The organism is Rhizobium sp. R711, assembly GCF_002211365.1.
Classification (GTDB): domain Bacteria; phylum Pseudomonadota; class Alphaproteobacteria; order Rhizobiales; family Rhizobiaceae; genus Rhizobium.
Genome location: NZ_LOKZ01000016.1, coordinates 1 through 21,539, shown reverse-complemented (window position 1 = coordinate 21,539; position 21,539 = coordinate 1). Strand labels below are relative to the sequence as shown.

Here is a 21,539-nt window from a genome sequence, read left to right as displayed (position 1 = left end):
GGTAAAACCGGCCCCACTCGCAGCCGCAAAAGCCTTGGAACGCGGGCATCCGGCACTTGACTCTGCAGGAAAGAATGTCAATTGGAGGCGAAATAACCAGAGGTCCGTATAAAAGGGACATAGCATGACCATTGCTTTTACATTCCCGGGTCAGGGCAGCCAGGCTGTCGGCATGGGCAAGGATCTTGCCGAGAATTACGCCGAGGCGCGCGCCGTCTTCCAAGAAGTCGACGAAGCTCTGGGCGAAAAGCTGTCCGAGACCATGTTTAACGGTCCTGAAGACACGCTGACCCTGACGGCCAACGCGCAGCCGGCCCTGATGGCGGTCTCGATGGCGGTCATCCGTGTCCTCGAAGCCAAGGGCGTCGATCTGAAGGCGAAGGTGTCCTACGTTGCCGGTCATTCGCTTGGCGAATACTCCGCTCTATGCGCTGCCGGTACCTTCTCGCTGACCGACACCGCGCGCCTGCTGCGCATTCGCGGCAATGCCATGCAGGCCGCCGTACCTGTCGGTGTTGGCGCCATGGCCGCCATCATCGGCCTTGAACATGCCGATGTCGTCGCCGTTTGCGAGGAAGCCTCTGCCGTCGGCTCCTGCCAGATCGCCAACGACAATGGCGGCGGCCAGATCGTCATTTCGGGCGAGAAGGCAGCCGTCGAAAAGGGTGCCGCGATAGCAACCGAGAAGGGCGCCAAGCGCGCGATCTTGCTCCCGGTCTCCGCCCCCTTCCATTCTTCTCTGATGGCGCCCGCTGCGGACGCTATGCGCGAAGCTCTGTCCGGTGTGAAGAAGTCAAGCCCGGTCGTGCCTCTTATCGCCAACGTGCGCGCTGCACCGGTGACCGACGCCGACGAGATCGCCAAGTTGCTCGTGGAGCAGGTGACGGGCCAGGTCCGTTGGCGCGAGACGGTCGAATGGTTCGCGGCCAACGGCGCGACGACGCTTTATGAGATCGGCTCCGGCAAGGTCCTGACCGGCCTCGCCCGCCGTATCGACAAGACTGTGAACGGCATTGCCGTCAACACGCCTGCAGATATCGATGCGGCTGTTGCCGCCCTGATGGCCTGATAGATTTAACGATTACAAGGAACACTTCCATGCTCGATCTTTCCGGCCGCAAGGCTCTGGTTACTGGTGCCTCCGGCGGCATTGGCGAAGAAATCGCCCGTATCCTGCACAGACAGGGCGCCATCGTCGGCCTCCACGGCACTCGCGTCGAGAAGCTCGAGGCGCTGGCAAACGAACTTGGTGATCGTGTAAAGATCTTCCCGGCCAACCTCGCGGACCGCGATGAAGTCAAGGCTCTCGGCGTCAAGGCCGAAGCTGATCTCGAAGGCGTCGACATCCTCGTCAACAATGCCGGCATCACCAAGGACGGCCTGTTCGTGCGCATGAGCGACGAGGACTGGGACAGCGTCATCGAGGTGAATCTGACGGCGATGTTCCGCCTGACGCGCGAGTTGACGCATCCGATGATGCGCCGCCGCTATGGCCGCATCATCAACATCACCTCGGTCGTCGGCGTCACCGGCAATCCGGGCCAGGCCAACTACTGCGCCTCCAAGGCAGGCATGATCGGCTTCACGAAGTCGCTGGCACAGGAGATTGCGACCCGCAACGTCACCGTCAACTGCGTGGCGCCGGGCTTCATCGAGTCCGCCATGACCGGCAAGCTGAACGACAAGCAGAAGGAAGCGATCATGGGAGCGATCCCGATGAAGCGCATGGGCACGGGTGCGGAAGTTGCTTCCGCAGTCGCCTATCTTGCCTCGTCGGAAGCCGCTTATATGACAGGCCAGACGTTGCACGTAAACGGCGGCATGGCCATGATCTGAAACGGGAAACTGCCTTTCGAGGCCGTTTTCCCCGCAATAGCGTGTTGACCAACCCGATGGGGTTGATTTTCTGGCTTTGCGGCAGACTTAAACCGTGTTAAGCGGGCCATGACTGTGAACAGTCTCCCGAGAAAGCAGACGGACCGGCGGGCTTTTGTGCAAGCCTGGGACATTTCTGGTAGCCGGGTTCAAAGAGTTTGCCGAGGGTGGCTTTAAAGGCGCGCCGCAGGCTGAAACAGGGTAGGGATGTCACAAGGCATTCTGATCAGGACATAAGGTCGAGGAAACCGACATGAGCGATATCGCAGAACGCGTAAAGAAAATTGTTATTGATCATCTTGGCGTCGATGCCGACAAGGTTGTCGAAAGCGCCAGCTTTATCGACGATCTGGGCGCTGACTCGCTCGACACCGTCGAACTGGTCATGGCATTCGAAGAAGAATTCGGCGTTGAAATTCCGGACGACGCTGCTGACTCGATCCTGACGGTCGGCGATGCCGTGAAGTTTATCGAAAAGGCTCAGGCTTAATCCTGAGCGTTTCAAAAAGGGCGGACCCGGAGTCCGCCCTTTTTATTTCTGGCATGGTTCTCCAAAAACATAAAAGGCGGGGGAATGCAGTCGATGAGGCGGGTCGTTATAACAGGTACCGGTATGGTATCGCCCTTGGGGTGCGGAACGGAAGTGACGTGGTCCCGCTTGCTTGCGGGAAAAAACGGCGCCCGCCTGGTCACCGAGTTCGAAGTCGACGATCTTCCCGCAAAGATTGCTTGCCGTATTCCGGTTGGCGACGGCACCGACGGCACTTTTAATGTCGACGACTGGATGGAGCCCAAGGAACAGCGCAAGGTCGATCCTTTTATCATCTACGGCATGGCAGCCGCCGACATGGCGCTTGATGATGCGAACTGGCACCCCGAGAGCGACGAGGACCAGGTTGCGACCGGTGTTTTGATCGGCTCAGGCATTGGTGGCATCGAAGGCATCGTTGAGGCTGGCTACACGCTGCGCGACAAGGGCCCCCGCCGCATCTCTCCGTTCTTTATTCCCGGTCGCCTGATCAACCTCGTTTCCGGCCAGGTATCAATTCGCCACAAGTTGCGCGGTCCGAACCATTCGGTGGTCACGGCATGCTCGACCGGCGCTCACGCGATCGGCGACGCTGCCCGTCTCATTGCGTTCGGCGATGCCGACGTGATGGTCGCTGGCGGCACAGAATCTCCTGTCAGCCGTATCTCTCTGGCCGGCTTCGCCGCCTGCAAGGCCCTCTCCACCCAGCACAACGACGATCCGACCAAGGCATCGCGACCGTACGACAAGGATCGTGACGGCTTCGTCATGGGTGAGGGTGCAGGCATCGTTGTTCTCGAAGAGTTGGAGCATGCCAAGGCTCGCGGCGCCAAGATCTATGCCGAGGTTGTCGGCTACGGTCTCTCGGGCGATGCTTATCACATCACTGCTCCGTCCGAGGACGGTGAGGGTGCGCAGCGTTGCATGACGATGGCGTTGAAGCGCGCCGGCCTGACGCCAGCTGATGTCGACTACATCAACGCGCATGGTACATCGACGATGGCCGATACGATCGAACTCGGTGCCGTGGAGCGCCTGGTTGGCAATGCCGCCTCCAAGATCTCAATGTCGTCGACGAAGTCTGCCACCGGCCACCTGCTTGGCGCTGCCGGCGCGATTGAGGCGATCTTCGCAACGCTCGCGATCCGCGACAACGTTGCGCCTCCGACGCTCAATCTCGACAATCCTGAGCGTGAGACCGCAATCGATCTCGTTCCGCACAAGGCGCGCCAGCGGGAGATCAACGTCGCACTGTCGAATTCATTCGGATTCGGCGGTACGAATGCCTCGCTGGTGCTGCGCCGCTACGTCGCCTGAGTTTAGGCGTTGACGTTCTGGCAGTGGGGCTGCACCCTTGCGCGGCCCCACCTGCATTTTGCCGCATTGCTTAGCAAGAAGCGGGACTTGAGGCCAAGTTTAGAGGATTGCCGGTGAACGATACGAACCAGAACAACGGGACGATCGGCGAGGAGAGCCAGCAGACACAGAGCGGGCCGATCATTCCCAAGTCGCCGAGCGAGGCGCTTCGACCCGAGCGCGTGCCCGAGCCACCTAAGCGCTCGAAGAAGGCGCGCAGCCAGGTTATCATTTTTCTGAACTTCCTGATGACGCTGGTCGTGCTTGGCTGCGTGGCGGCCGTCTTCCTTTATTATTATGCGATCTCCGCCTATCAGAATCCCGGTCCCTTGGAGACGAACACGAATTTCATCGTGCGGAACGGCGCCGGCGCTGCTGAGATCGCCGCAAGCCTCGAACGCAACAACATCGTCTCGGACGCGCGTATCTTCCGGTACCTTACCGCGACGCATCTGGGTGACGGCGAGAGCCTCAAGGCGGGCGAGTACGAGATCAAGGCACATGCTTCCATGAACGACATCATGGAACTGCTGAAATCCGGAAAGTCGATCCTGTATTCCGTCGCGTTTCCGGAGGGGCTCACCGTCCGCCAGATGTTCAACCGCCTGAACGAGGATGCTGTGCTGGAAGGCGACCTGCCAGCAGTTGTCCCCGCCGAAGGAAGCTTGCGTCCGGATACTTACAAGTTCTCACGTGGCACGAAGCGGGCTGAGATCATCGAGCAGATGGCAGCGGCACAGCAGAAGCTGGTCGATCAGGTTTGGGAAAAGCGCGACCCGTCGCTGCAGCTCAAATCAAAAGACGAATTGATCATCCTCGCTTCGATCGTCGAAAAGGAGACGGGTGTTCCCGACGAGCGCGCGCACGTGGCTTCCGTCTTCCTCAACCGGCTGGGCAAGGGGATGCGCCTTCAATCCGACCCGACGATCATCTACGGACTGTTCGGTGGCGATGGAAAGCCGACAGATCGCCCGATCTATCAATCGGACCTCAAGAAGGAAACGCCCTATAACACCTACGTCATCAAGGGGCTTCCTCCGACACCGATCGCCAATCCGGGCCGAGATGCGCTGGAGGCGGTCGCCAATCCATGGAAGACCCAGGATCTCTACTTCGTTGCCGATGGTTCCGGCGGTCATGTTTTCGCGGCCACCCTTGAGGAGCACAACGCCAACGTCAAGCGCTGGCGCCAACTGGAGGCCGCCAAGGGCGCCGATCCGAATATCGTAGTAGACGGGCAGCCCGAGAGCCAGACGCAGCCGGAAACGCCTGCTGCGCCCGCTGCCCAAAAGAAAAAGAAAACCAACTGACTTTGGGAGGCTCGCATGGCTTTGCAGTCCATGACCGGTTTTGCACGGCGTGAGGGCACGAGCGGCCGCTGGCGTTGGGCTTGGGAGTTGCGTTCGGTCAATGGCAAAGGCCTTGATCTCCGCTTGCGCCTCCCGCCGGGGCTGGAGCGCATGGAGAATGACGTGCGTCGCTTTGCGGGCGAGCGTTTTAGCCGTGGCAATATGCAGGCGTCGCTCTCCATCTCTGCTGGTGAGAGCCGCGTCGAAACGGTCCTGAACCAGGAAGCACTCTCTGCCGTGCTCGCCTTGCGTGATCAGCTTGGCGGCATCATCGATCCGGCGCCATTGCAGCTCGATACTTTGCTCGCCATCCGAGGCATCATCGAATTCCGGGATGGTGAGGACGGCGACGAAGCCATCGCAGCGCGCGATTCCGACATTGTCGAAGGCCTGATTGCGGCCCTTGCCGATCTGCGTCAGATGCGGGAGCTGGAAGGTGCCGCATTGTCGCGCATACTGCTAGACCACGTCTCGACAATCGAGGGGCTGACACAGGTGATCGAGCGTGATCCCTCCCGCTCTCCGCAAGAAATCGCCGGTCGGTTGGCCGCGCAGGTCGCAATGCTTATGGATGGGTCGGCAAAGCTGGATCGCGACAGGCTGCATGCGGAAGCCGCTCTGCTCGCCACGAAGGCGGATCTGCGTGAAGAGATCGATCGCCTGAAGGCGCATGTGGTTGCTGCTCGCGACCTGCTTGCCAAGGGCGGCCCGATCGGGCGTAAGCTCGATTTCCTTGCACAGGAATTTAACCGAGAATCGAATACCATCTGCTCGAAGTCGAATGCCGCGGCGGTTACCGCCGCCGGTATCGAGCTGAAAGTCGTCATCGACCAGTTCCGCGAGCAGGTCCAGAATCTGGAGTGATACATGAGCCCGGCCCAGTCGAACACACCCACCAAAATCGCCCGGCGTGGGCTGATGCTTGTCCTGTCCTCACCGTCTGGCGCAGGCAAATCGACGATTGCCGGCAACCTTCTCAGGGACGACCATAGCCTGGAAATCTCTGTTAGCGTCACGACCAGGGCGAAGCGGCCGAGCGAAATCGCGGGTAAGCACTACCACTTCATCACCGTCCCACAGTTCGAGAGGATGCGCGACGCGGGCGATCTGCTCGAGTGGGCGGAGGTGCATGGTAATTTCTATGGCACACCGCGGGAGCCAGTAGAATCTGCAATGGCCGAAGGTCGCGACATGCTGTTCGATATCGACTGGCAAGGCGCGCTGCAGCTTCAGGACAAGATGAAGGCCGACATTGTCTCGATCTTCGTGCTGCCGCCAACCATGACCGAACTGCAGTCGCGCTTGCACCGTCGCGCTGAGGATTCGGAAGAGGTTATTCGCACGCGCCTTCTGAATTCCCGCGCCGAGATCGAACGCTGGCGCGAGTATGACTACGTCATCGTCAACGACGATCTGGACGAGGCGTTTCGCAACGTGAGCTGCATCGTCAATGCGGAGCGCGTCCGCCGCGACCGCCGCCATGGCCTGTTCGACTTCGTCAACGGCCTGCTGACGGAAGAGCCGAAGCTTTAAGATCAGCAGGTTTGAAGCGATGATGCTTACGGGCGAGGTCGGCGGGCCGACCAGTAACTGTCGCGCGAATCCACTTATCTCCGAAGGTCTAACCTATCGCTCTGGATGCGGGATGGCCGACACGTAGCCTAGAGGCAATTTGCCAGCCGAACGAATTCGGCAACCGAAAGTGTCTCTGCGCGTCGCTGAGGATCTATGTCCGCCTTGTTGAGTAGGGCTTCGCCGCCTAGGGGTTTGAGGCTTTGCCGCAGCATTTTGCGGCGCTGGCCGAAGGCCGCGTGAGTGACCTTTTCCAAATCGGCGACTGAGCAGGGGATCGGGTTCTCGTTCGGTGTCAGATGGACGACCGTCGACGTGACTTTCGGTGGCGGCGTAAATGCCTGCGGCGGTATATCAAACGCCATACGCGCGTTCGTACGCCATCCGCAGAGCACGCCAAGACGTCCATAGTGGTCATCGTCTTCAGCCGCGACAACGCGCTCGCCCACTTCCTTCTGGAACATCAGCGTCAGCGATTCCCAGAAAGGCGGCCACTGCTTCGGCAGGATCCAATTGACCAGCAACTGCGTCCCGACGTTGTAGGGCAGGTTGGCGATGATCTTCACCGGTCCCTCGGTCGCCAAAGCTTCGAAGTCCGTCTTCAACGCGTCGCCCTCGATGACCTCGAGCCGCCCCGGATAGTGCTCTGCGATTTCTGAAAGCGCGGGCAAGCAGCGAGAATCGCGCTCGACGGCGATCACCTTCTTCGCGCCCAGTGCGAGGATGGCGCGCGTCAGACCGCCGGGACCTGGGCCGACTTCAAAAACAGTGACACCTTCCAGTGAGCCGGCTGTCCGGACAACCTTCTGCGTCAGGTTGAGGTCGAGCAGAAAGTTCTGGCCGAGGGCCTTCCGTGCATCGAGACCATGGCGTTGAATGACGTCGCGAAGCGGCGGAAGCCCGTCCAAGGCAGCCATCAAATGCGCCCCTCTGCGGTGCGTCCGAGGTGACCGGCGAGCTTCAGTGCCGCGACGAGGCTACTTTCCCGCGCAAGTCCCTTGCCGGCAATGCCGAATGCGGTGCCGTGATCGGGCGACGTACGCACGAAGGGCAATCCAAGCGTCACGTTGACAGAGTCGTCGAAACCAAGCGCCTTGGCCGGTATCAAGGCCTGGTCGTGGTACATGCAGATTGCAACGTCGTAGCGCGCCCTGGCTTCGTCGTGAAACATTGTGTCGGCAGGCAGCGGCCCGATTGCGTTGATCCCCTCGGATCTCAGAAATTGAATGGCCGGCTTGATGACCGCTTCATCCTCTTTGCCGATGGTACCGTCTTCCCCCGCGTGCGGATTGAGACCTGCAACAGCGAGGCGCGGATTTTCGATCCCGAAGCGATTCCTGAGATCGGCATCAGCAATTCGGCAGGTCGCGATGATGAGTTCCGCAGTGAGCGCCTGAGGCACATCCTTGAGAGGAATATGGATTGTGACCGGAATGGTACGGAGCTTCGGACCGGCGAGCATCATCACCGGCATGGCCACTTGGCCTGTTGTCCGTGCGGAAAGATCTGCAAGAAACTCGGTGTGCCCAGGGAAGGGGAAGCCGGACTCATAGAGCACTGACTTGGCGATTGGGTTGGTAACGACGCCAAGGGCTTCCCCCGACATCGTCAGCGATACGGCTTTCTCGATTGCGGCGATGGTGGCCTTCGCCGTTGCGACATGGGGCTCGCCTGCAACAACCTCGATGCCTGCAGGTATCGGAAGCACGGGGAGGGCATCGGCAAAGACGTCATTGGCGTTGGCGCAGTCGGTTTCGCGAATAGCAACCGTCAGCCCAAGCAGATTGGCACGCAACGCCAAAACATCAGGATCGCCAATAAAGACGAACGGAGGGAGGCCAAGCTCTCTACGCCGCATCCAGGCCAGCAGTGTAATGTCGGGGCCGACACCAGCCGGATCCCCTTGACTGAGAGCGAGCGGGCGCGAGAATGAGATCGTCATTTTGCTCAGGGACGCATGATCTGCGCCTTCTTGCGCAGCTCTTCCATGTATTTCTGGGCGTTTGGATTCTCAGCAGGCGCGTTCTTCCCTGCCTTCGCCTTGTCGAGATCTTCCTGACGGAACACCATTTCGGCAGCCTGGTCATCGGACACCTGGCGCTGGCTGCAGATGGCAATGTATTCGACGCCTCTGTCGGTCACGCGTGTGGCCGTCGTATTCCCTTTGGCCTGCTCAACAAGCGGCTTCCATTCGGTCGGAAGTTCCGGTGCGAGAACGCGACCGAGGTCACGCACAGAGACGTCGCGCATCGTTGCGGCAAACACCTTCGCCTGGTCGCAACCTGGATACTTCGAACGCGATGCCTCGGCCTCGCTCTTGCGCTTGCCGACGATGCCCTTCTTGTTGGCGGGAACGACGAAGATCATCTGCTGCAGAATATACTCCGTGGTCTCCGGCTTCTGCTTGTTCTCCATCATGCGGGCAACGAGGTCGGAATTCGACATTCGGGAGTTCGCGCCATAACGCGCATTGACGAGGCGCGGCCAACTCATCTGCACGGCGATGAAGGCCTTGAAATGCGCGACACCGACGCCGGCGCGTTCGAGAATTTGCGTCATCTGATCGGTTGTCAGCTTGTTGCCGGTCGCAAACCGCGCGAACGATGCATCAACTTCGTCCTTGGAAACCGACATGCGCACGCGCGCGATTTCCTGCTGCTTCAGCGTCTGGTCGATCAGTTGTTCTTCAGCGGCCTTGGCATCGGCGTTCTGGTGCTGGAGCTTAAGGAATGCCTGACGCTTGGCGACATCACCGCTGGTAATCGCCGTGCCATTCACGACCACTCTGACTTCGCTTGCGGCAAAGACTGCGCCCGCCTGAGGTGAGACAAACGCTGCTAGCATTGCGAAAGCCGCCCCGGCAATCATCGTTTTGACGGTTTTTTTGGCGCCAAACATCTATCGACCCTTCCCATTGACGCCGCGCATTCACGTCGCGGCGCGCATACCTTCTCGAGACAAACGGGCATTGCCGCTCTAAACTGAAAGTTCAGCACATGCCCCAGATATCAACTGGTGACAATGTCCTGCATAGCCTTACGGCGAAAGAAAGGCCCTTTCTTCCGCCGTACAACTGAACACTCCATCAATTCTGGTAGATGGTGGTATTGGTGTCTACCGTGCCACCGAGCTTGATGTCGCCCAGCGTCCGGAAGGTCAACCTGGCACCAATGCTCCAGTCGCTAGCGGTTTCGGCGGTCGTATCGCGCTTTTCGCTATATGCGATCGTAAAGATCGTGCATTCGTCCTCATAAGTCAGACCGAATGTCTTCCTGACGATGCTGTTATCCTGAAGATCCCAGGCTATGCCACCAAATACCGACCAATAATCCTTGAATTTAACAGTTCCCTTGGCCTGGATCTCATCATTGTCCTCAGCAAAGCCATATTCTGGCTGCGCCGAGACGTGCGTGTAGATCAACTGGCTTTGGAGATTGTCGTTCTGGAAACCGGCCGTAAAATCGCCTCGACGGAAAGCCAGACTCTTTTCGTCAAGTCGGTAGGATGCTGCAAGAGCAATGCCCTGCGGCGTCTCGATGCCGCCGAGACCGACGAAGTCGGATACGTCGCTCTCCAGACCGGAATCCGCGCCGACATTCACCAGATCATCTGTATCGAATGAGTTCTGGCCGCCCAGCTGGTAGGATTGGCCGAATATGCCGTGCAGCTTGTAGCCATTGTCAAACGTACCGGTGTACTGGAAGCCGACGTTGGCGCGCGTACCGCCCTCGATGCGATCGTAGCCGGAGAACTTGTCACGTTCGAAAAGATTGGTCGCATCGAACACAAAGCTCTGCGCATCCTCGTTCGGCAAAGAGCCGGCAAGGCGTTCGTCAGGCCGCGCGTAGACTTGAACGATGGGTTCAAACAGGTGCGTGCTGTTTGCGGTCGTACCAAGGATTGGGTAGCGCATTTCAAGGCCGGCGGTAAACATCGAACGCGTCGCTGCATTACTGTCGTCGTAATTGCCGTCATAGACAAACGTGCCAGAGGTCGGCGGCGGCGTCATGTTCAGCGCCAACGCGTCGCCGCGCGCGGCGAGCAACGGCGTAATCAGGAAGCCCTCAGGCGTGACAAACGTGCGCTTCCATTCCAGCTCGCCCGTCAGACGGGACGTCTGGCCGTCAAGACCACGGAACCGGTCGAACCCCGCCACGCTGTAGAAGTCGTCATGGGTACGCGACAGGTTCGTGAAGTTGACGTCGGCAGAGAGTTCACCTCCGGCGAGCGGCTGCGGTGCCACAAAGTGATAGTCCATCACCGGATAGACGATCGCCTGCTGCTTCTCTTTGACGTCGTTCGGGTCGGCGTCCTGAACGTCGAAGTAGAACGAACGCAGATCGAAGTAATTCCGTTTGCCGAGACCGGTCAGGTAGACTTGGTTCGTTTGTGTCGAATTGTCCAACCCTTTAAGGCTATAGGTTCGGGAAAAGTTATTGTCGCTCTGCGCCATAACGTCCCAGCCGAACGCCCAGCGAGGATTGATCCTGAAATCTCCCTTGGACGCTAGAACGCCTCGGAAGTCATTTTCGGCATCGCTGGTGCCGGACGTGAAGGTCCCCGGGCTGAGCTGGTCGATACCAGCCACCCGCAATGTATGCGTGCCGTTTTCGAATCTCTGGCGATATTCCGCGTCCAGCAGGAAACCTTGGGTCGTATAGCCCGTGCCCGTTACCGTTAGGTCGCTGCTCGGCGAAATAACGTAGTAATAAGGGACGGACAGGCCGAATCCGAGATTTTGCGCAGTGACAAAGCTAGGAAAGAGGAAGCCGGACTTCCGCTTCACGGTGTTGTCGGGGACTTCAATCCACGGCACGTAGGCAAGCGGATGACCAAGAAGTTCAAAGCGCGCCTTCTCGAGGCGAATCGTGTGCTTGACGCCGTCCTGAATGACGCGTTCAGCCTTGACCTGCCAGAAAGGAGGCCGTTCCGGTCTCTCGGCGCAAGGCAAACAGGCAGTATAGACGCCCTTGTTCAGGATCATCTGCGTGCCGCCAACACGCTCGCCGGTTTCCGCAACCAGGCGCGTATTGTCGGCGGTCTCGATTCTGAGCGCGTTTACGAAGCCGTCGGCAAAGTCGTCAGTGACGTCAAGCTTGTCGGCGTACATGCGGTTGCCGTCGGGGCCAATGAGTTCGACGTTGCCAAGCGCCATCAGGCGCCCGGTTTGCTGATTATACTCGACGCGCTGCGCCACCATCTTGTAGCCGGCGTAGTTAATTTGCACGCCGCCGATGGCGGAAACGATCTGCGCGTCCTTGTTGTAGACGAGTTCGTTTGCCGACAGAATCAGCTTCTGGTCGTTCGATACGGTTGGCTTGAAACCTTGTAGGGCGTCCTGAGCGAAAGCGGCAGGAAAGCCGTTGGAATAGGTAGACAGGGCCACGCCTACGAGCAGGGCAACCAACTGTTTACTAAGAGTCTTGCGGTCGCCTGCCGCCACTAGCCATCCTCCTGATGAAGCAGAATTGTTGCACCCAAAGCCAAGGCAACGGTGACCGGAATCCACGTCGCCACGAAAGGCGGGACAACCCCACTGCTTCCGAATGCTTTCACAAGCACGGTGACCACATAAAGCACGAAGCCTGACAGGATTCCACCCAGAATCACCGACCTCGACTGGTTGAACCGGCTAAATTTTAGGGACACTGTTGCAGCAATGAGAGTCATGGCGACAAGCAGCAGTGGTTGGGACAACAATGAATGAAATTGCGTCTCGAGAGCCTTGGTCGGAATCCCGAAGGATTTCGCGGCGTCAATCCGGCTCGAAAGATCAAAAAAACCAATAGTTTCAGGGGCTGTCAGCCTCTGTTGGACGAAATCTTGTTTCAAATTGGTGCGGACACGCACCTCGTCCTTGCGCGTAGCGACTTCACCCGGACGGCGCTCCACAACATTCTTAAGGAGCCAGTAACCATCTTCCAATTTTGCAGACGCGGCGTCCTGCCTCAGGATGATGTGGTTGGTCGAATCGAAATGCACGAACACCGCGTCCATAAGCAGCGTACCGTCCTCGAGAACTGTATGCGCTCCAATGATCGCATCGTCACCACCGCTGATCTGCCGAATCCATGGAACCTGCAGGGCGGTATTCGGCGCTGACCCTTCTCCCCGCCAGTTGCTCTCGACGATCGCAGCCTGGCGTTGCCCCCACGCTGCGAGCGGATTGAGAACGGTCATGACCAGCACGCCCAACAAAAACGCGCCGGCAAGGAAGGGTGACATGAACTGCCAAACCGAGATGCCGGCAGCGCGCGTCACGACCAGTTCGTATTTTCTGTTGAGGGCGATCAAAACCGTCATGCCCACAAAGAGGGCGATGAAGGGAACGGTCTGTTGGAGGATGAGCGGCAGGCGCACGGCTGTCATCACCAGACCGCCGGTTACGGTGTAGCCAGGAAGACCGGAGAGGCGGCCGGCCGTCTCACTGAAATCCACGAGATAAACGATGCCGATCACACCGAGAAAGAACCACATTGTGGTCAGCAGATAGCGACGGAAGAAGTAGCGGCTGAGCGTCCCAAAAATCATGCACTGCCTCCCGCAGAGGGATCTGCCGACCGGCCAAAGCGCGTCTGCAATCTCTGCCAAGCTGCGGCGATGCGGTCGCTCATTGCGGAGAGGACCGACAGGCGCTTGTGATGCGACAGAGACGCGATTGCCAGGAGGCTGGTGATGACGGGAATCGCATAGAGTACGCCGATATACTCCGGATTCGTGTCGATCTGATTGGCCGCGTAGAACGACGCCCAACGAATCGCAAAAGCAAAGATGAGCGCCGCCACCATCGGATGCAGTCGCGCCTCGCGATGGGAGCGCGCATCACCGGCAATCGCAAGCGAAATCAGGGCAAACACCATCGGCAGAACCCAATCCGTCAGACGGCGGTGCAATTCGGCGCGATAACTGCCGGGCTTAGAGATGTAGTCCTTGTCGTTCGGGTCCGGATTGAGCAGGAACGGAAGCTCGCGGTCGGATGCACGAAGCGTTGCCTGGCCACGATTCTGCGTCAGATCGGACAGATCGAAGGAATAAGAATCGAAGCGGATGACAGAGACTTCGCCGGTCTGCGTTTTGCGGTGAACCTCGCCATCATGCATGATGAGTGAGGTGCCCTTTTCGTCAACGGCGCCCTCGCGCGCATAGTAGATGAGCTCGAATGCGGGATCGCGCTCGTCCACGACGAACAAGCCCTTGAGCACGCGCCCGGCCAATCGCTCGGATATCTGCACGTAAAGTCCAGTATCGATACGGCGGAAGTTCTTCTCCTCAATAACGGAGGAGAGCAGATCCGCATAGGCAGCTGCCACCATCTGGCGAACGCCGGTCTTCGCTTTTGGCTCGACGACGTTGTCCACCAGAAACGAAAAGGCGCTGATGACGGCGGCAAGGATAAGAATCGGGCGCAGAATGATGCCACGCTTGGCACCTGCCGCATCGATGACGGTCAGTTCCGAATCGTTGTTCATCGTCGTCAGCGTCTGCGTGACGCCGATGACAAGCGCGAACGGCAGCACGATCGGAATGATCGACGGAAGGATCAACGTTGCCAGCTTGGCAAACGATCCCATCGACTGGCCACTATCGGTCACCAGATTAACGCGCTGCAGAACCTGAGTTGTCCAAATGATCGCGAGCACCGGCAACAGGGCAACGAGAAACATCTGGCCAACACGCCGGAGTATATATGTTTCAAGCAGTTTCATTCATGCCCTTGAACGCCATTGCGAACCGATGCCGCTACGCAGCGAAATCCATCTACGCTCTTTGGTTCGCTTTTGCGACAAGCCGGTGTCGAAAATTCATTCAAATTTCAGTTTTTTTTTCGCCCTGTTGCGAATCGGTAAGGGCAAGAAGACCTGTGAACACCACAACGGACGAAAGCCATCCGAGGACCACGTCCGAAAGATAGTGCGCGCCGAATGCAACCCGCATGGTAGGCGCCAGAAACGAGATCGCGGCAAGCGGCAATGCAAGTGCCGAACGCATCGGCTGCGGTATCAGCAGGATAAGGCAGAAGACCCAGCCGGCGCCAGCCGCTTCACCGGAAATGAAGGAGCAGTTCGATACGCATCGTCCGACCATGGAGCCCGCCGGCACGAAATCGAGATGGCCCCCAAAGTCCAGCGTTTGGGACGGGCGCGGTCTGCCCCAGTATGTCTTGAGAATGAGATTCGTGAGGATCACGGGGCCGATAATCAGCGAACCCAAGGCCACCTTGTACGCGCGCGCATGCTCCATGTTGAAGGTTGCGCCATACTGACTGTAGTACACAGCAAGTCGCCACAACATCACAGCCGCGACTGCGTACGGCAGGCGGAAGCAGAATGTTCTCAGTAGCTCTAGGTAGGTATCGTCGCGATAAGGGAAATATCCACAACTGTCGTTAAATGCTGCCTTATATTGGCAAGTTTGCCGAACAAAAAAATGTGTCGACGCGTAGATGTCGATCTGCGGAAACACGTTAAACAGGAAAAGCAACGCCCACCATATAAAGAACACGGCGGCGAACGCGCGACCTGCGGGGCTCTTAGGCATAAGTGCGCGCCAAAGTGAGGCTTCGCGGGACGCTCTCGCTGCGGAAATCATTGTCAATTCCTGTTAAGTCGACTTCCAGGGATGAATATGCACCAAGTATGACATCCTGTTAATGGCTCAACTCATAGTCGCCGCCAGATCACAGTGCCCAAGGCTTGTTTTCGGGGGCGAAACCCGAAATGATCGGATAGAGCGGATTTAGGAAAATCCCACTGGAGAAGATATGTCAGCCAAGTTCGATATTTCATTTGCAACCTCCGCCGAGATCGCCGGTGGCTACGCGATCCTGCTGCAGACAGGCGGCGCAGATCTTGCCGCCGGGGCCAAGGTCGCGGACCCCGTTGGGGTGATCTCGAGAGCGGCAAACATCGCGGGCTTCTCCGCCAAGGCGACGACTGTATTGGATCTTGTTGCTCCGGAGGGTTCACTGGCCGAACGGCTTATCGTTGTCGGCCTTGGCAAGCCGGAGGAGTTGACCGCTCATGATTGGCTCAAAGCCGGTGGCGTTGCCGCGTCTAAGATCAAGAAAGCCGAAAAGGTCGTGATCTTCGTCGATGCGCCGGGTGCCAGTGTCGGAGCGAAAGAGGCGGCGGATTTTGCGCTTGGAATGCTTTTGCGCGCCTACAGCTTCGACACTTACAAGACCAAGAAGAAGGACGAGGAGGGCAATAGCCGTAATGGACGGGTGGCAGTGACGATCGTTACCGCAAATGCGACCGATGCCGCAGAAGCCCTTAAAGTCTCCGAAGCCGTTGCAGCAGGCGTCAACTTAGCCCGCGATCTCGTGAATGAGCCGCCGAACGTTCTGGGTCCGGTGGAATTTGCCGCCAAGGCAAGCGACCTGCAAAAGCTTGGCGTCGAGGTGGAAATCCTCACCGAGAAGGACATGCGGAAGCTTGGCATGGGCGCCCTCTTGGGTGTGGCTCAAGGCTCGGTTAGGCCTCCGCGGCTGGCGGTCATGCAGTGGAAGGGCGGCAAGAGCGGGGAAAGCCCAATCGCCTTCATCGGCAAGGGCGTCGTCTTCGACACCGGCGGCATCTCGATCAAGCCCGCTGCCGGCATGGAGGAAATGAAGGGCGATATGGGCGGTGCCGCGGCCGTCACCGGCCTGATGCATGTTCTCGCTGCCCGCAAGGCGGCGGTGAACGCGGTTGGCATCATCGGTCTGGTTGAGAACATGCCCGACGGAAACGCTCAGCGTCCCGGCGACATCGTTACTTCGATGTCGGGGCAGACGATCGAGGTCATCAACACCGACGCAGAGGGACGTCTCGTGCTCTGTGATGCGCTCTGGTATTGCAACGACCGCTTCAAACCGAAGTTCATGATCAATCTGGCAACGTTGACCGGTGCCATTCTCGTTGCGCTTGGCAACGTCCATGCCGGTTTGTTCTCGAATGATGACGAGCTCTCTGAGCAGCTGGCCGCCGCTGGGCTGACGACCAGCGAGAAGCTTTGGCGCATGCCGCTCGGCAAGGAATACGACAAGATGATCGACAGCAAGTTCGCCGACATGAAGAACACCGGCGGCCGTCATGCGGGTTCGATCACCGCTGCGCATTTCCTTAAACGATTCGTGCAGGAGACGCCGTGGGCGCATCTCGACATTGCGGGAACGGCCATGGGTTCGCCGCAGGATGAGATCAATCAGTCTTGGGGATCCGGTTACGGCGTACGGCTGCTCGACCAGTTGGTGCGCGACAATTACGAGTCATGACCGAAGTCCTGTTCTATCATCTGACGGAATCCAAGCTGGAGGATGCCCTGCCGCCGCTGCTCGAAAAAAGCGTCGAGCGCGGCTGGCGGGTCTCTGTGCAGTTGAGGGATGCTGCGCGGCGCGACTTGCTTGATCAGCATCTCTGGACATTTCGCGAGGATAGTTTCTTGCCGCATGGCACGGATGAGGGAGAACTGGCCGAAAATCAGCCAGTTCTCCTCACGATCTCCGAAGGAAACGCGAATGCTGCGACGGTGCGATTTATCGTCGATGGCGCAGAGCCGCCTGCTGTCGATCCTTACGAGCGGATTGTCTTCATGTTCGATGGATACGACCAGGAGCAGCTTGAGGGCGCCCGCGCGCAGTGGAAGAAGCTGAAAGGCGAGGGGCACAGCCTGACATACTGGCAGCAGACGCCCGAACGGCGATGGGAGAAGAAGGCCTGAATTTGACTAGTTCAGGCCGGAAGCCATCAGGACGTTGTCGATGAAGTCCCGCTTTGCCATCGTATATTCCGCGCGCCTCTCCGCATGCTCGCTGGCCAATCCAACCTTCAGTTGCTCGTAGGCGCGTGCGAGCCGGGCATCGGCGCGCAGAGCGTCGCGAAAGGCGATCATGCGGTTCCAGTTATCGCCGCGATACTCCACGACATGGACCAGATGGGTGCGGCTCTCATCCTTTATGCCGCGGCCGAAAATGTGGTCGTCGAGGACAATGTCGCTGCCGGCATAGTCATAACCGATTGCTTCCATGGCGGGAATGCAGCGCGGACCGTCATCGAAGTGTTTGACGCCGACAACGATGTCGATGATCGGCTTTGCCTTGATGCCGGGAATAGCTGTGCTGCCGACGTGCTGAATGTCGATTGCCATGTCCCCGAGCGCTTGGCCGATGGCCTGCGCTTCGGTGGCATAGGCACGCTCCCAAAAGGCGTTGGGCTCAGCGAGCGAAACCGTTAGATTCTTCAAGCCAAGACCGTAAGCCGGATCGTCTCGCATGCCGAACCTTCCTTGAAGACCGTGAGACTTCACAATAGTATGAGGCTCGGCACGTTTGTATCAATCGTGAAACGCGTCGACGAATTTGCGTTTGCCGAGCATGAAGGCATCGGCGACGTGGCGAAGCGGCGCTAGGTCGACATCGGACTTGCCGGCTTTGACAATTTCCGCGAAGCGACGGTAAAGCGCCGGGTATTCCTCTTCCGGGGCGGAGAACTTCAGTTCGCCATTGATCGACAACTTGGATCCGCCTTCAGCAAGTTCCACATGCCCGGCTTCGGTTTCCGCGAGGATGTCCCAGCTCTGCTTGCCGGTCTGTCGCCAATCGAATTCGGCATGAACAGGTACGTTGTCAGCATTCTTGAAGTGCAGATCCGCCGCAATGGGGGCATCCCGATTTTCCGGGAATTCGAGGGTTGCGCCCGTCAGGAAGATCGCCTCCGGCAAGATATGGGTGACGATCGACAGGGCGTTGATGCCCGGGTCGAAGACACCGAGGCCGCCGGCCTGCCAGATCCAGTCCTGGTTCGGATGCCAGTGGCGAACGTCTTCCTTCCAGATGACGTGAACGCTCTTGATCGTGGTCGATGCGAGAAAGGACTTCGTGGCTTCAACGGCGGCCGCATAGCGCGAATGCCAGCTTGCAAACAGCGAGACGCCCTTGCTCGCCGCGAGGCTTTCGAGATCGGCAACTTCGCTGAGTGTCGCGCCCGGAGGCTTTTCGAGGAACACATGCTTGCCGGCGGAAAGCGCCTTATGTGCTGCTTCGTAGCGATATTGCGGCGGCATGCACAGCGAAACCGCATCGATCGCTGGCACGGCGTCGAGCATCGCATCGATCGTCGTGAAGCTCGGGATGCCTTCAACGGTGCCATGGCGGCTGGCCGTCGCAATGAGCTTGAAGTCGGGATTCTTGGCGATCGAGGGAAGGTGCTGGTCGCGGACGATCTTGCCGACGCCGACGATGGCGAGGTTAATAGGTGACATGCTGCTGGCTCGCGTTCGGTGTTTCGCTCAAAAGTATGATTTATTTTGCGCCTGTTTTAGCAGAAAGAAACCGGGGGGCAAGCGTCGATAGTCCATCAAAGAGACGCCATCTCGGCGGGCGCAGTCGGCTTCTTGAACTGCAGCGTCACGACCTTATACCCCTCTGCCTCGAGCCTTGAAAGGAGTGTTGGCAGCATCGTCGCCGTGCGATTGTGGATGTCGTGCATGAGAATGATACCGCGGCCCCGCTCATGCAGCAGGTCCATCGTCCGCTTGGTCACGGCTGCTGGCGATGTTGTGAAGTAATCCCTGCTGTCCACATCGACATCCATCACGACCATCTCCCGCATTGCAACGGCAGCGCGCAGCTTTTGGCTGTCGGCAAGGTATGGAAAGCGGAAGAAGTTGACATCAACGCCGGTCGCCTTGGTCACGGCAGCTTCTCCCCGTGTGATCTCCTTCATCGCCACATCGAAGGTCAGCGTCGCCAGGTTTTCGTGCCGGTAGGTGTGGCTGCCGATCGCGTTGCCGTCCATCGCAACCTTGCGTGCAAGCTCCGGATGCAACTCCGCCATTTCGCCGACCATCATGAAGGCGCCCTTGACGCCGAACTGGTCCAGCGTCGCGAGAACGCGATCCGTCCGGCCGGGAATTGGACCGTCGTCAAAGCTGAGAATGACTTCTTTGTCCTCAAGATGCAGGTCATGAATGGACGCGACCGTCAGTGTTCGGCCGGCAAGGTGATGCGGACGGGTCTCGTGAGACATTTGGAGCGGGCGACTGTCGCTCTCCGAAATCTGGCGGCCTTCCGGGGCGACGATCGAAGAGGTTTTGATCGTGCTATCGGGCGCAGGCCGTTTGGTGGATTGGCAGCCGGCCAGGGCCACGCTCAAGATGAGACCGGAAAATACAGCAAGGCGATGCATAAAAGGGGCTCAACAAATCAGTAATGAATGTTGAGACAACCTTGATGATTATGGTTAACGATCGGTTTCGATCGTTCGGGAATGCACCGAATAGTACGGTGTGCGATTGGCTCTCGTTCAGAGCTGTGGCTTCTGTAACGGGCCTTAAGTCAATCCCTTGTGAGCTTAATCCCTCGCCGAGTGCTTGCTTCTGTCCGCAGTCGGCACTTGGCCGCTGCTTTATGGGGTCTGCTGAGGACCGGCTGGCCAATCTAGCGACGCGCAATCACGTAGTGTTGCTGCCACAGCTGCGGCCTAGCCCATCCCTCGTCCCGGCGAAGGGATCTTGCTCTGGGGGGCTGATGGCAGTGCCCGCCCGAAACCTGTCCTGTTGTCTCCTTCCGGCTCAGGCGGCCATGGCTGCCTGAGCCTTGTGGGGAATGAAGTTGGTTCCATCCCTGAGCATATGGTGCAACACCACCGCCAGCTTACGGGCCAGCGCGACACGCGCCTTTCTGGGGCCCGCACGTCTGGCGACCGCCAGTGCCCAGCTTTTGAGATCCGAGCCTTTGACCGGTCGCGTGAGGATGACGTTGGCCGCCTCGTAGAGCGCGGTTCGTACGCCCACATCGCCAATCTTCGAGATGCGACCGCTATAGTCGGTCTCGCCCGATTGGTACTTCTTCGGCGTCAGTCCGAAATGCGGCCCCACCGCTCGTGATGATCGGAAACGCTCCGGCGCATCAACCGCCGATGCGAATGTCAGCGCCACCAAGACGCCAACGCCGGGCGTCGTCATCAGCCGCCGTGCGTTATCGTCCTGCCGGGCCATGGCACGCAGCTTTCGCTCAAACCCGGCAAATTCGTTTGCAAGTGCGTCGCGGACCTTCAACAACGACGCGGCAATCGCCTCCAAGGTCGGATGTCCTTCAATCAGGTCGCGGATACGTGCCGCATAGGTGCGCTGCGTCGTCGGCCCTACCTTGAGGCCGAAGCCGCGCAGTATGCCCCGGATGCTCATCTCGATGTCGTGAAGCTTTCCCTGGATGAGCTTGCGGGCGGTCAGCAGGGCGCGCACCTCCTGGGCCGGAAGAGATTTGCAGTGGACCGGTCTGAACCAGCCAAGCCGCATCAACTGCGCGATGCCTCGCGCATCCTTCTTGTCGGTCTTCACCGGCATCGTCTTGAACGCGGCACGCACGTGCCGCGTCTCGATCAGTTCGACCGCCAGACCCGCCTTTGTCATTGCCGCGTAAAGCCATTGCGACAAAGGGCCGGCCTCAAGACCGATCCGCTCCATGGCCACGTCGTGCTCGCCAAACCAGGCGATCAGTGCATCGGGCTCGCTGAGTACTTTTGCTTCACGCACGATGCGGCCATCTGCATCCACAACGCACACACTTGAGTGTTCCAACGAGACATCGATTCCGCCATACTGCTTCATGGTCGTCTCTCCGTGATGCTATGGAGCAGGCCACTCCTGACTCCGCGACACCATCATTGTGAGGGACGACCACCAGCCTTTCAAACCTGGCTGGCTGGGTTCCGCCCGTTACATGGGGTAATCGCGGGAGCGAGCCGCCGCCCTGGGCGCCAGATTGGTCACGGTAGTGAATAGCAAGGTGGTTGTTCCCCGATAAGATGGAAATACGGGCTCACGACTGGATGCCGGGCCCAAACATCAGTTGGAGAACAACCATGAGCGAATATATA

The 21,539-nt window shown here is 58.8% G+C and carries 20 protein-coding genes; 9 read left to right on the top strand and 11 right to left on the bottom strand.

The features are described 5' to 3' along the window. Positions 1-124 precede the first annotated feature (124 nt). The 7 genes from fabD (at position 125) to gmk (ending at position 6,642) form a co-directional block, all read left to right on the top strand. Positions 125-1,069, top strand: a complete 945-nt coding sequence (fabD, locus tag ATY80_RS16745; protein WP_088693499.1) for an ACP S-malonyltransferase — start codon at positions 125-127, stop codon at positions 1,067-1,069. Between the two features lie 29 nt (positions 1,070-1,098). After that, positions 1,099-1,836: a 3-oxoacyl-[acyl-carrier-protein] reductase gene (gene fabG, locus ATY80_RS16740; RefSeq protein WP_088693498.1), complete on the top strand. Its 738-nt coding sequence runs from the start codon at positions 1,099-1,101 to the stop codon at positions 1,834-1,836. 292 nt (positions 1,837-2,128) lie between these two features. Next, a complete protein-coding gene (locus ATY80_RS16735; RefSeq protein WP_003547058.1) occupies positions 2,129-2,365 on the top strand; it encodes an acyl carrier protein in 237 nt (78 codons plus the stop codon). Between the two features lie 93 nt (positions 2,366-2,458). Continuing rightward, a complete protein-coding gene (fabF, locus tag ATY80_RS16730) occupies positions 2,459-3,721 on the top strand; it encodes a beta-ketoacyl-ACP synthase II (protein WP_088693497.1) in 1,263 nt (420 codons plus the stop codon). A 113-nt stretch (positions 3,722-3,834) separates the two neighbouring features. Beyond that, positions 3,835-5,070 (top strand): endolytic transglycosylase MltG, encoded by a 1,236-nt coding sequence (gene mltG / locus ATY80_RS16725; RefSeq protein WP_088693542.1) that lies wholly within the window; start codon positions 3,835-3,837, stop codon positions 5,068-5,070. Between the two features lie 15 nt (positions 5,071-5,085). Beyond that, positions 5,086-5,973 carry a YicC/YloC family endoribonuclease gene (locus tag ATY80_RS16720; RefSeq protein WP_088693496.1) on the top strand — a complete coding sequence of 296 codons (888 nt, stop codon included), beginning with the start codon at positions 5,086-5,088 and terminating at the stop codon, positions 5,971-5,973. Between the two features lie 3 nt (positions 5,974-5,976). Beyond that, a complete protein-coding gene (gmk, locus tag ATY80_RS16715; protein ID WP_088693495.1) occupies positions 5,977-6,642 on the top strand; it encodes a guanylate kinase in 666 nt (221 codons plus the stop codon). Positions 6,643-6,770: 128 nt separating this feature from the next. Here the strand turns inward: gmk and rsmA are convergent, their stop codons facing one another. From rsmA to ATY80_RS16680, 7 genes are all read right to left on the bottom strand, one after another. After that, positions 6,771-7,598: a 16S rRNA (adenine(1518)-N(6)/adenine(1519)-N(6))-dimethyltransferase RsmA gene (gene rsmA, locus ATY80_RS16710; protein ID WP_088693494.1), complete on the bottom strand. Its 828-nt coding sequence runs from the start codon at positions 7,596-7,598 to the stop codon at positions 6,771-6,773. Further along, on the bottom strand, positions 7,598-8,623 hold the full coding sequence (pdxA, locus tag ATY80_RS16705; protein ID WP_088693493.1) for a 4-hydroxythreonine-4-phosphate dehydrogenase PdxA: 1,026 nt from the start codon (positions 8,621-8,623) through the stop codon (positions 7,598-7,600). Before pdxA ends, rsmA begins: the two co-directional genes overlap by 1 nt. A gap of 5 nt (positions 8,624-8,628) precedes the next feature. Further along, the gene (locus ATY80_RS16700) at positions 8,629-9,579 is read right to left on the bottom strand and encodes a peptidylprolyl isomerase (RefSeq protein ID WP_088693492.1); all 951 of its coding nucleotides are present in this window, start codon (positions 9,577-9,579) and stop codon (positions 8,629-8,631) included. 187 nt (positions 9,580-9,766) lie between these two features. Continuing rightward, positions 9,767-12,124 (bottom strand): LPS-assembly protein LptD, encoded by a 2,358-nt coding sequence (locus tag ATY80_RS16695; protein WP_088693491.1) that lies wholly within the window; start codon positions 12,122-12,124, stop codon positions 9,767-9,769. Then, positions 12,124-13,212, bottom strand: a complete 1,089-nt coding sequence (gene lptG / locus ATY80_RS16690) for an LPS export ABC transporter permease LptG (protein ID WP_088693490.1) — start codon at positions 13,210-13,212, stop codon at positions 12,124-12,126. The genes ATY80_RS16695 and lptG overlap by 1 nt, the downstream gene beginning before the upstream one ends. Next, a complete protein-coding gene (gene lptF, locus ATY80_RS16685) occupies positions 13,209-14,387 on the bottom strand; it encodes an LPS export ABC transporter permease LptF (RefSeq protein ID WP_088693489.1) in 1,179 nt (392 codons plus the stop codon). The genes lptG and lptF overlap by 4 nt, the downstream gene beginning before the upstream one ends. A 100-nt stretch (positions 14,388-14,487) precedes the next feature. Beyond that, positions 14,488-15,219 (bottom strand): phosphatase PAP2 family protein, encoded by a 732-nt coding sequence (locus ATY80_RS16680; protein WP_088693541.1) that lies wholly within the window; start codon positions 15,217-15,219, stop codon positions 14,488-14,490. Between the two features lie 223 nt (positions 15,220-15,442). Here ATY80_RS16680 and ATY80_RS16675 point away from each other — a divergent pair, with 223 nt between their 5' ends. Continuing rightward, entirely contained in the window at positions 15,443-16,936 is a 1,494-nt protein-coding gene (locus tag ATY80_RS16675) for a leucyl aminopeptidase (protein WP_088693488.1), read from the top strand. Next, positions 16,933-17,382 (top strand): DNA polymerase III subunit chi, encoded by a 450-nt coding sequence (locus ATY80_RS16670; protein WP_088693487.1) that lies wholly within the window; start codon positions 16,933-16,935, stop codon positions 17,380-17,382. The genes ATY80_RS16675 and ATY80_RS16670 overlap by 4 nt, the downstream gene beginning before the upstream one ends. A gap of 6 nt (positions 17,383-17,388) precedes the next feature. Here ATY80_RS16670 and ATY80_RS16665 read toward each other — a convergent pair whose 3' ends face one another. The 4 genes from ATY80_RS16665 to ATY80_RS16650 form a co-directional block, all read right to left on the bottom strand. Then, the gene (locus ATY80_RS16665) at positions 17,389-17,934 is read right to left on the bottom strand and encodes a GrpB family protein (RefSeq protein WP_088693486.1); all 546 of its coding nucleotides are present in this window, start codon (positions 17,932-17,934) and stop codon (positions 17,389-17,391) included. Between the two features lie 60 nt (positions 17,935-17,994). Continuing rightward, complete coding sequence (locus ATY80_RS16660) at positions 17,995-18,921, bottom strand: Gfo/Idh/MocA family oxidoreductase (protein ID WP_088693485.1); 927 nt, start codon at positions 18,919-18,921, stop codon at positions 17,995-17,997. Positions 18,922-19,016: 95 nt separating this feature from the next. Further along, on the bottom strand, positions 19,017-19,847 hold the full coding sequence (locus ATY80_RS16655; protein ID WP_088693484.1) for a polysaccharide deacetylase family protein: 831 nt from the start codon (positions 19,845-19,847) through the stop codon (positions 19,017-19,019). Positions 19,848-20,232: 385 nt separating this feature from the next. Next, a complete protein-coding gene (locus tag ATY80_RS16650) occupies positions 20,233-21,270 on the bottom strand; it encodes an IS110 family transposase (RefSeq protein WP_088693483.1) in 1,038 nt (345 codons plus the stop codon). Positions 21,271-21,539 lie beyond the last annotated feature (269 nt).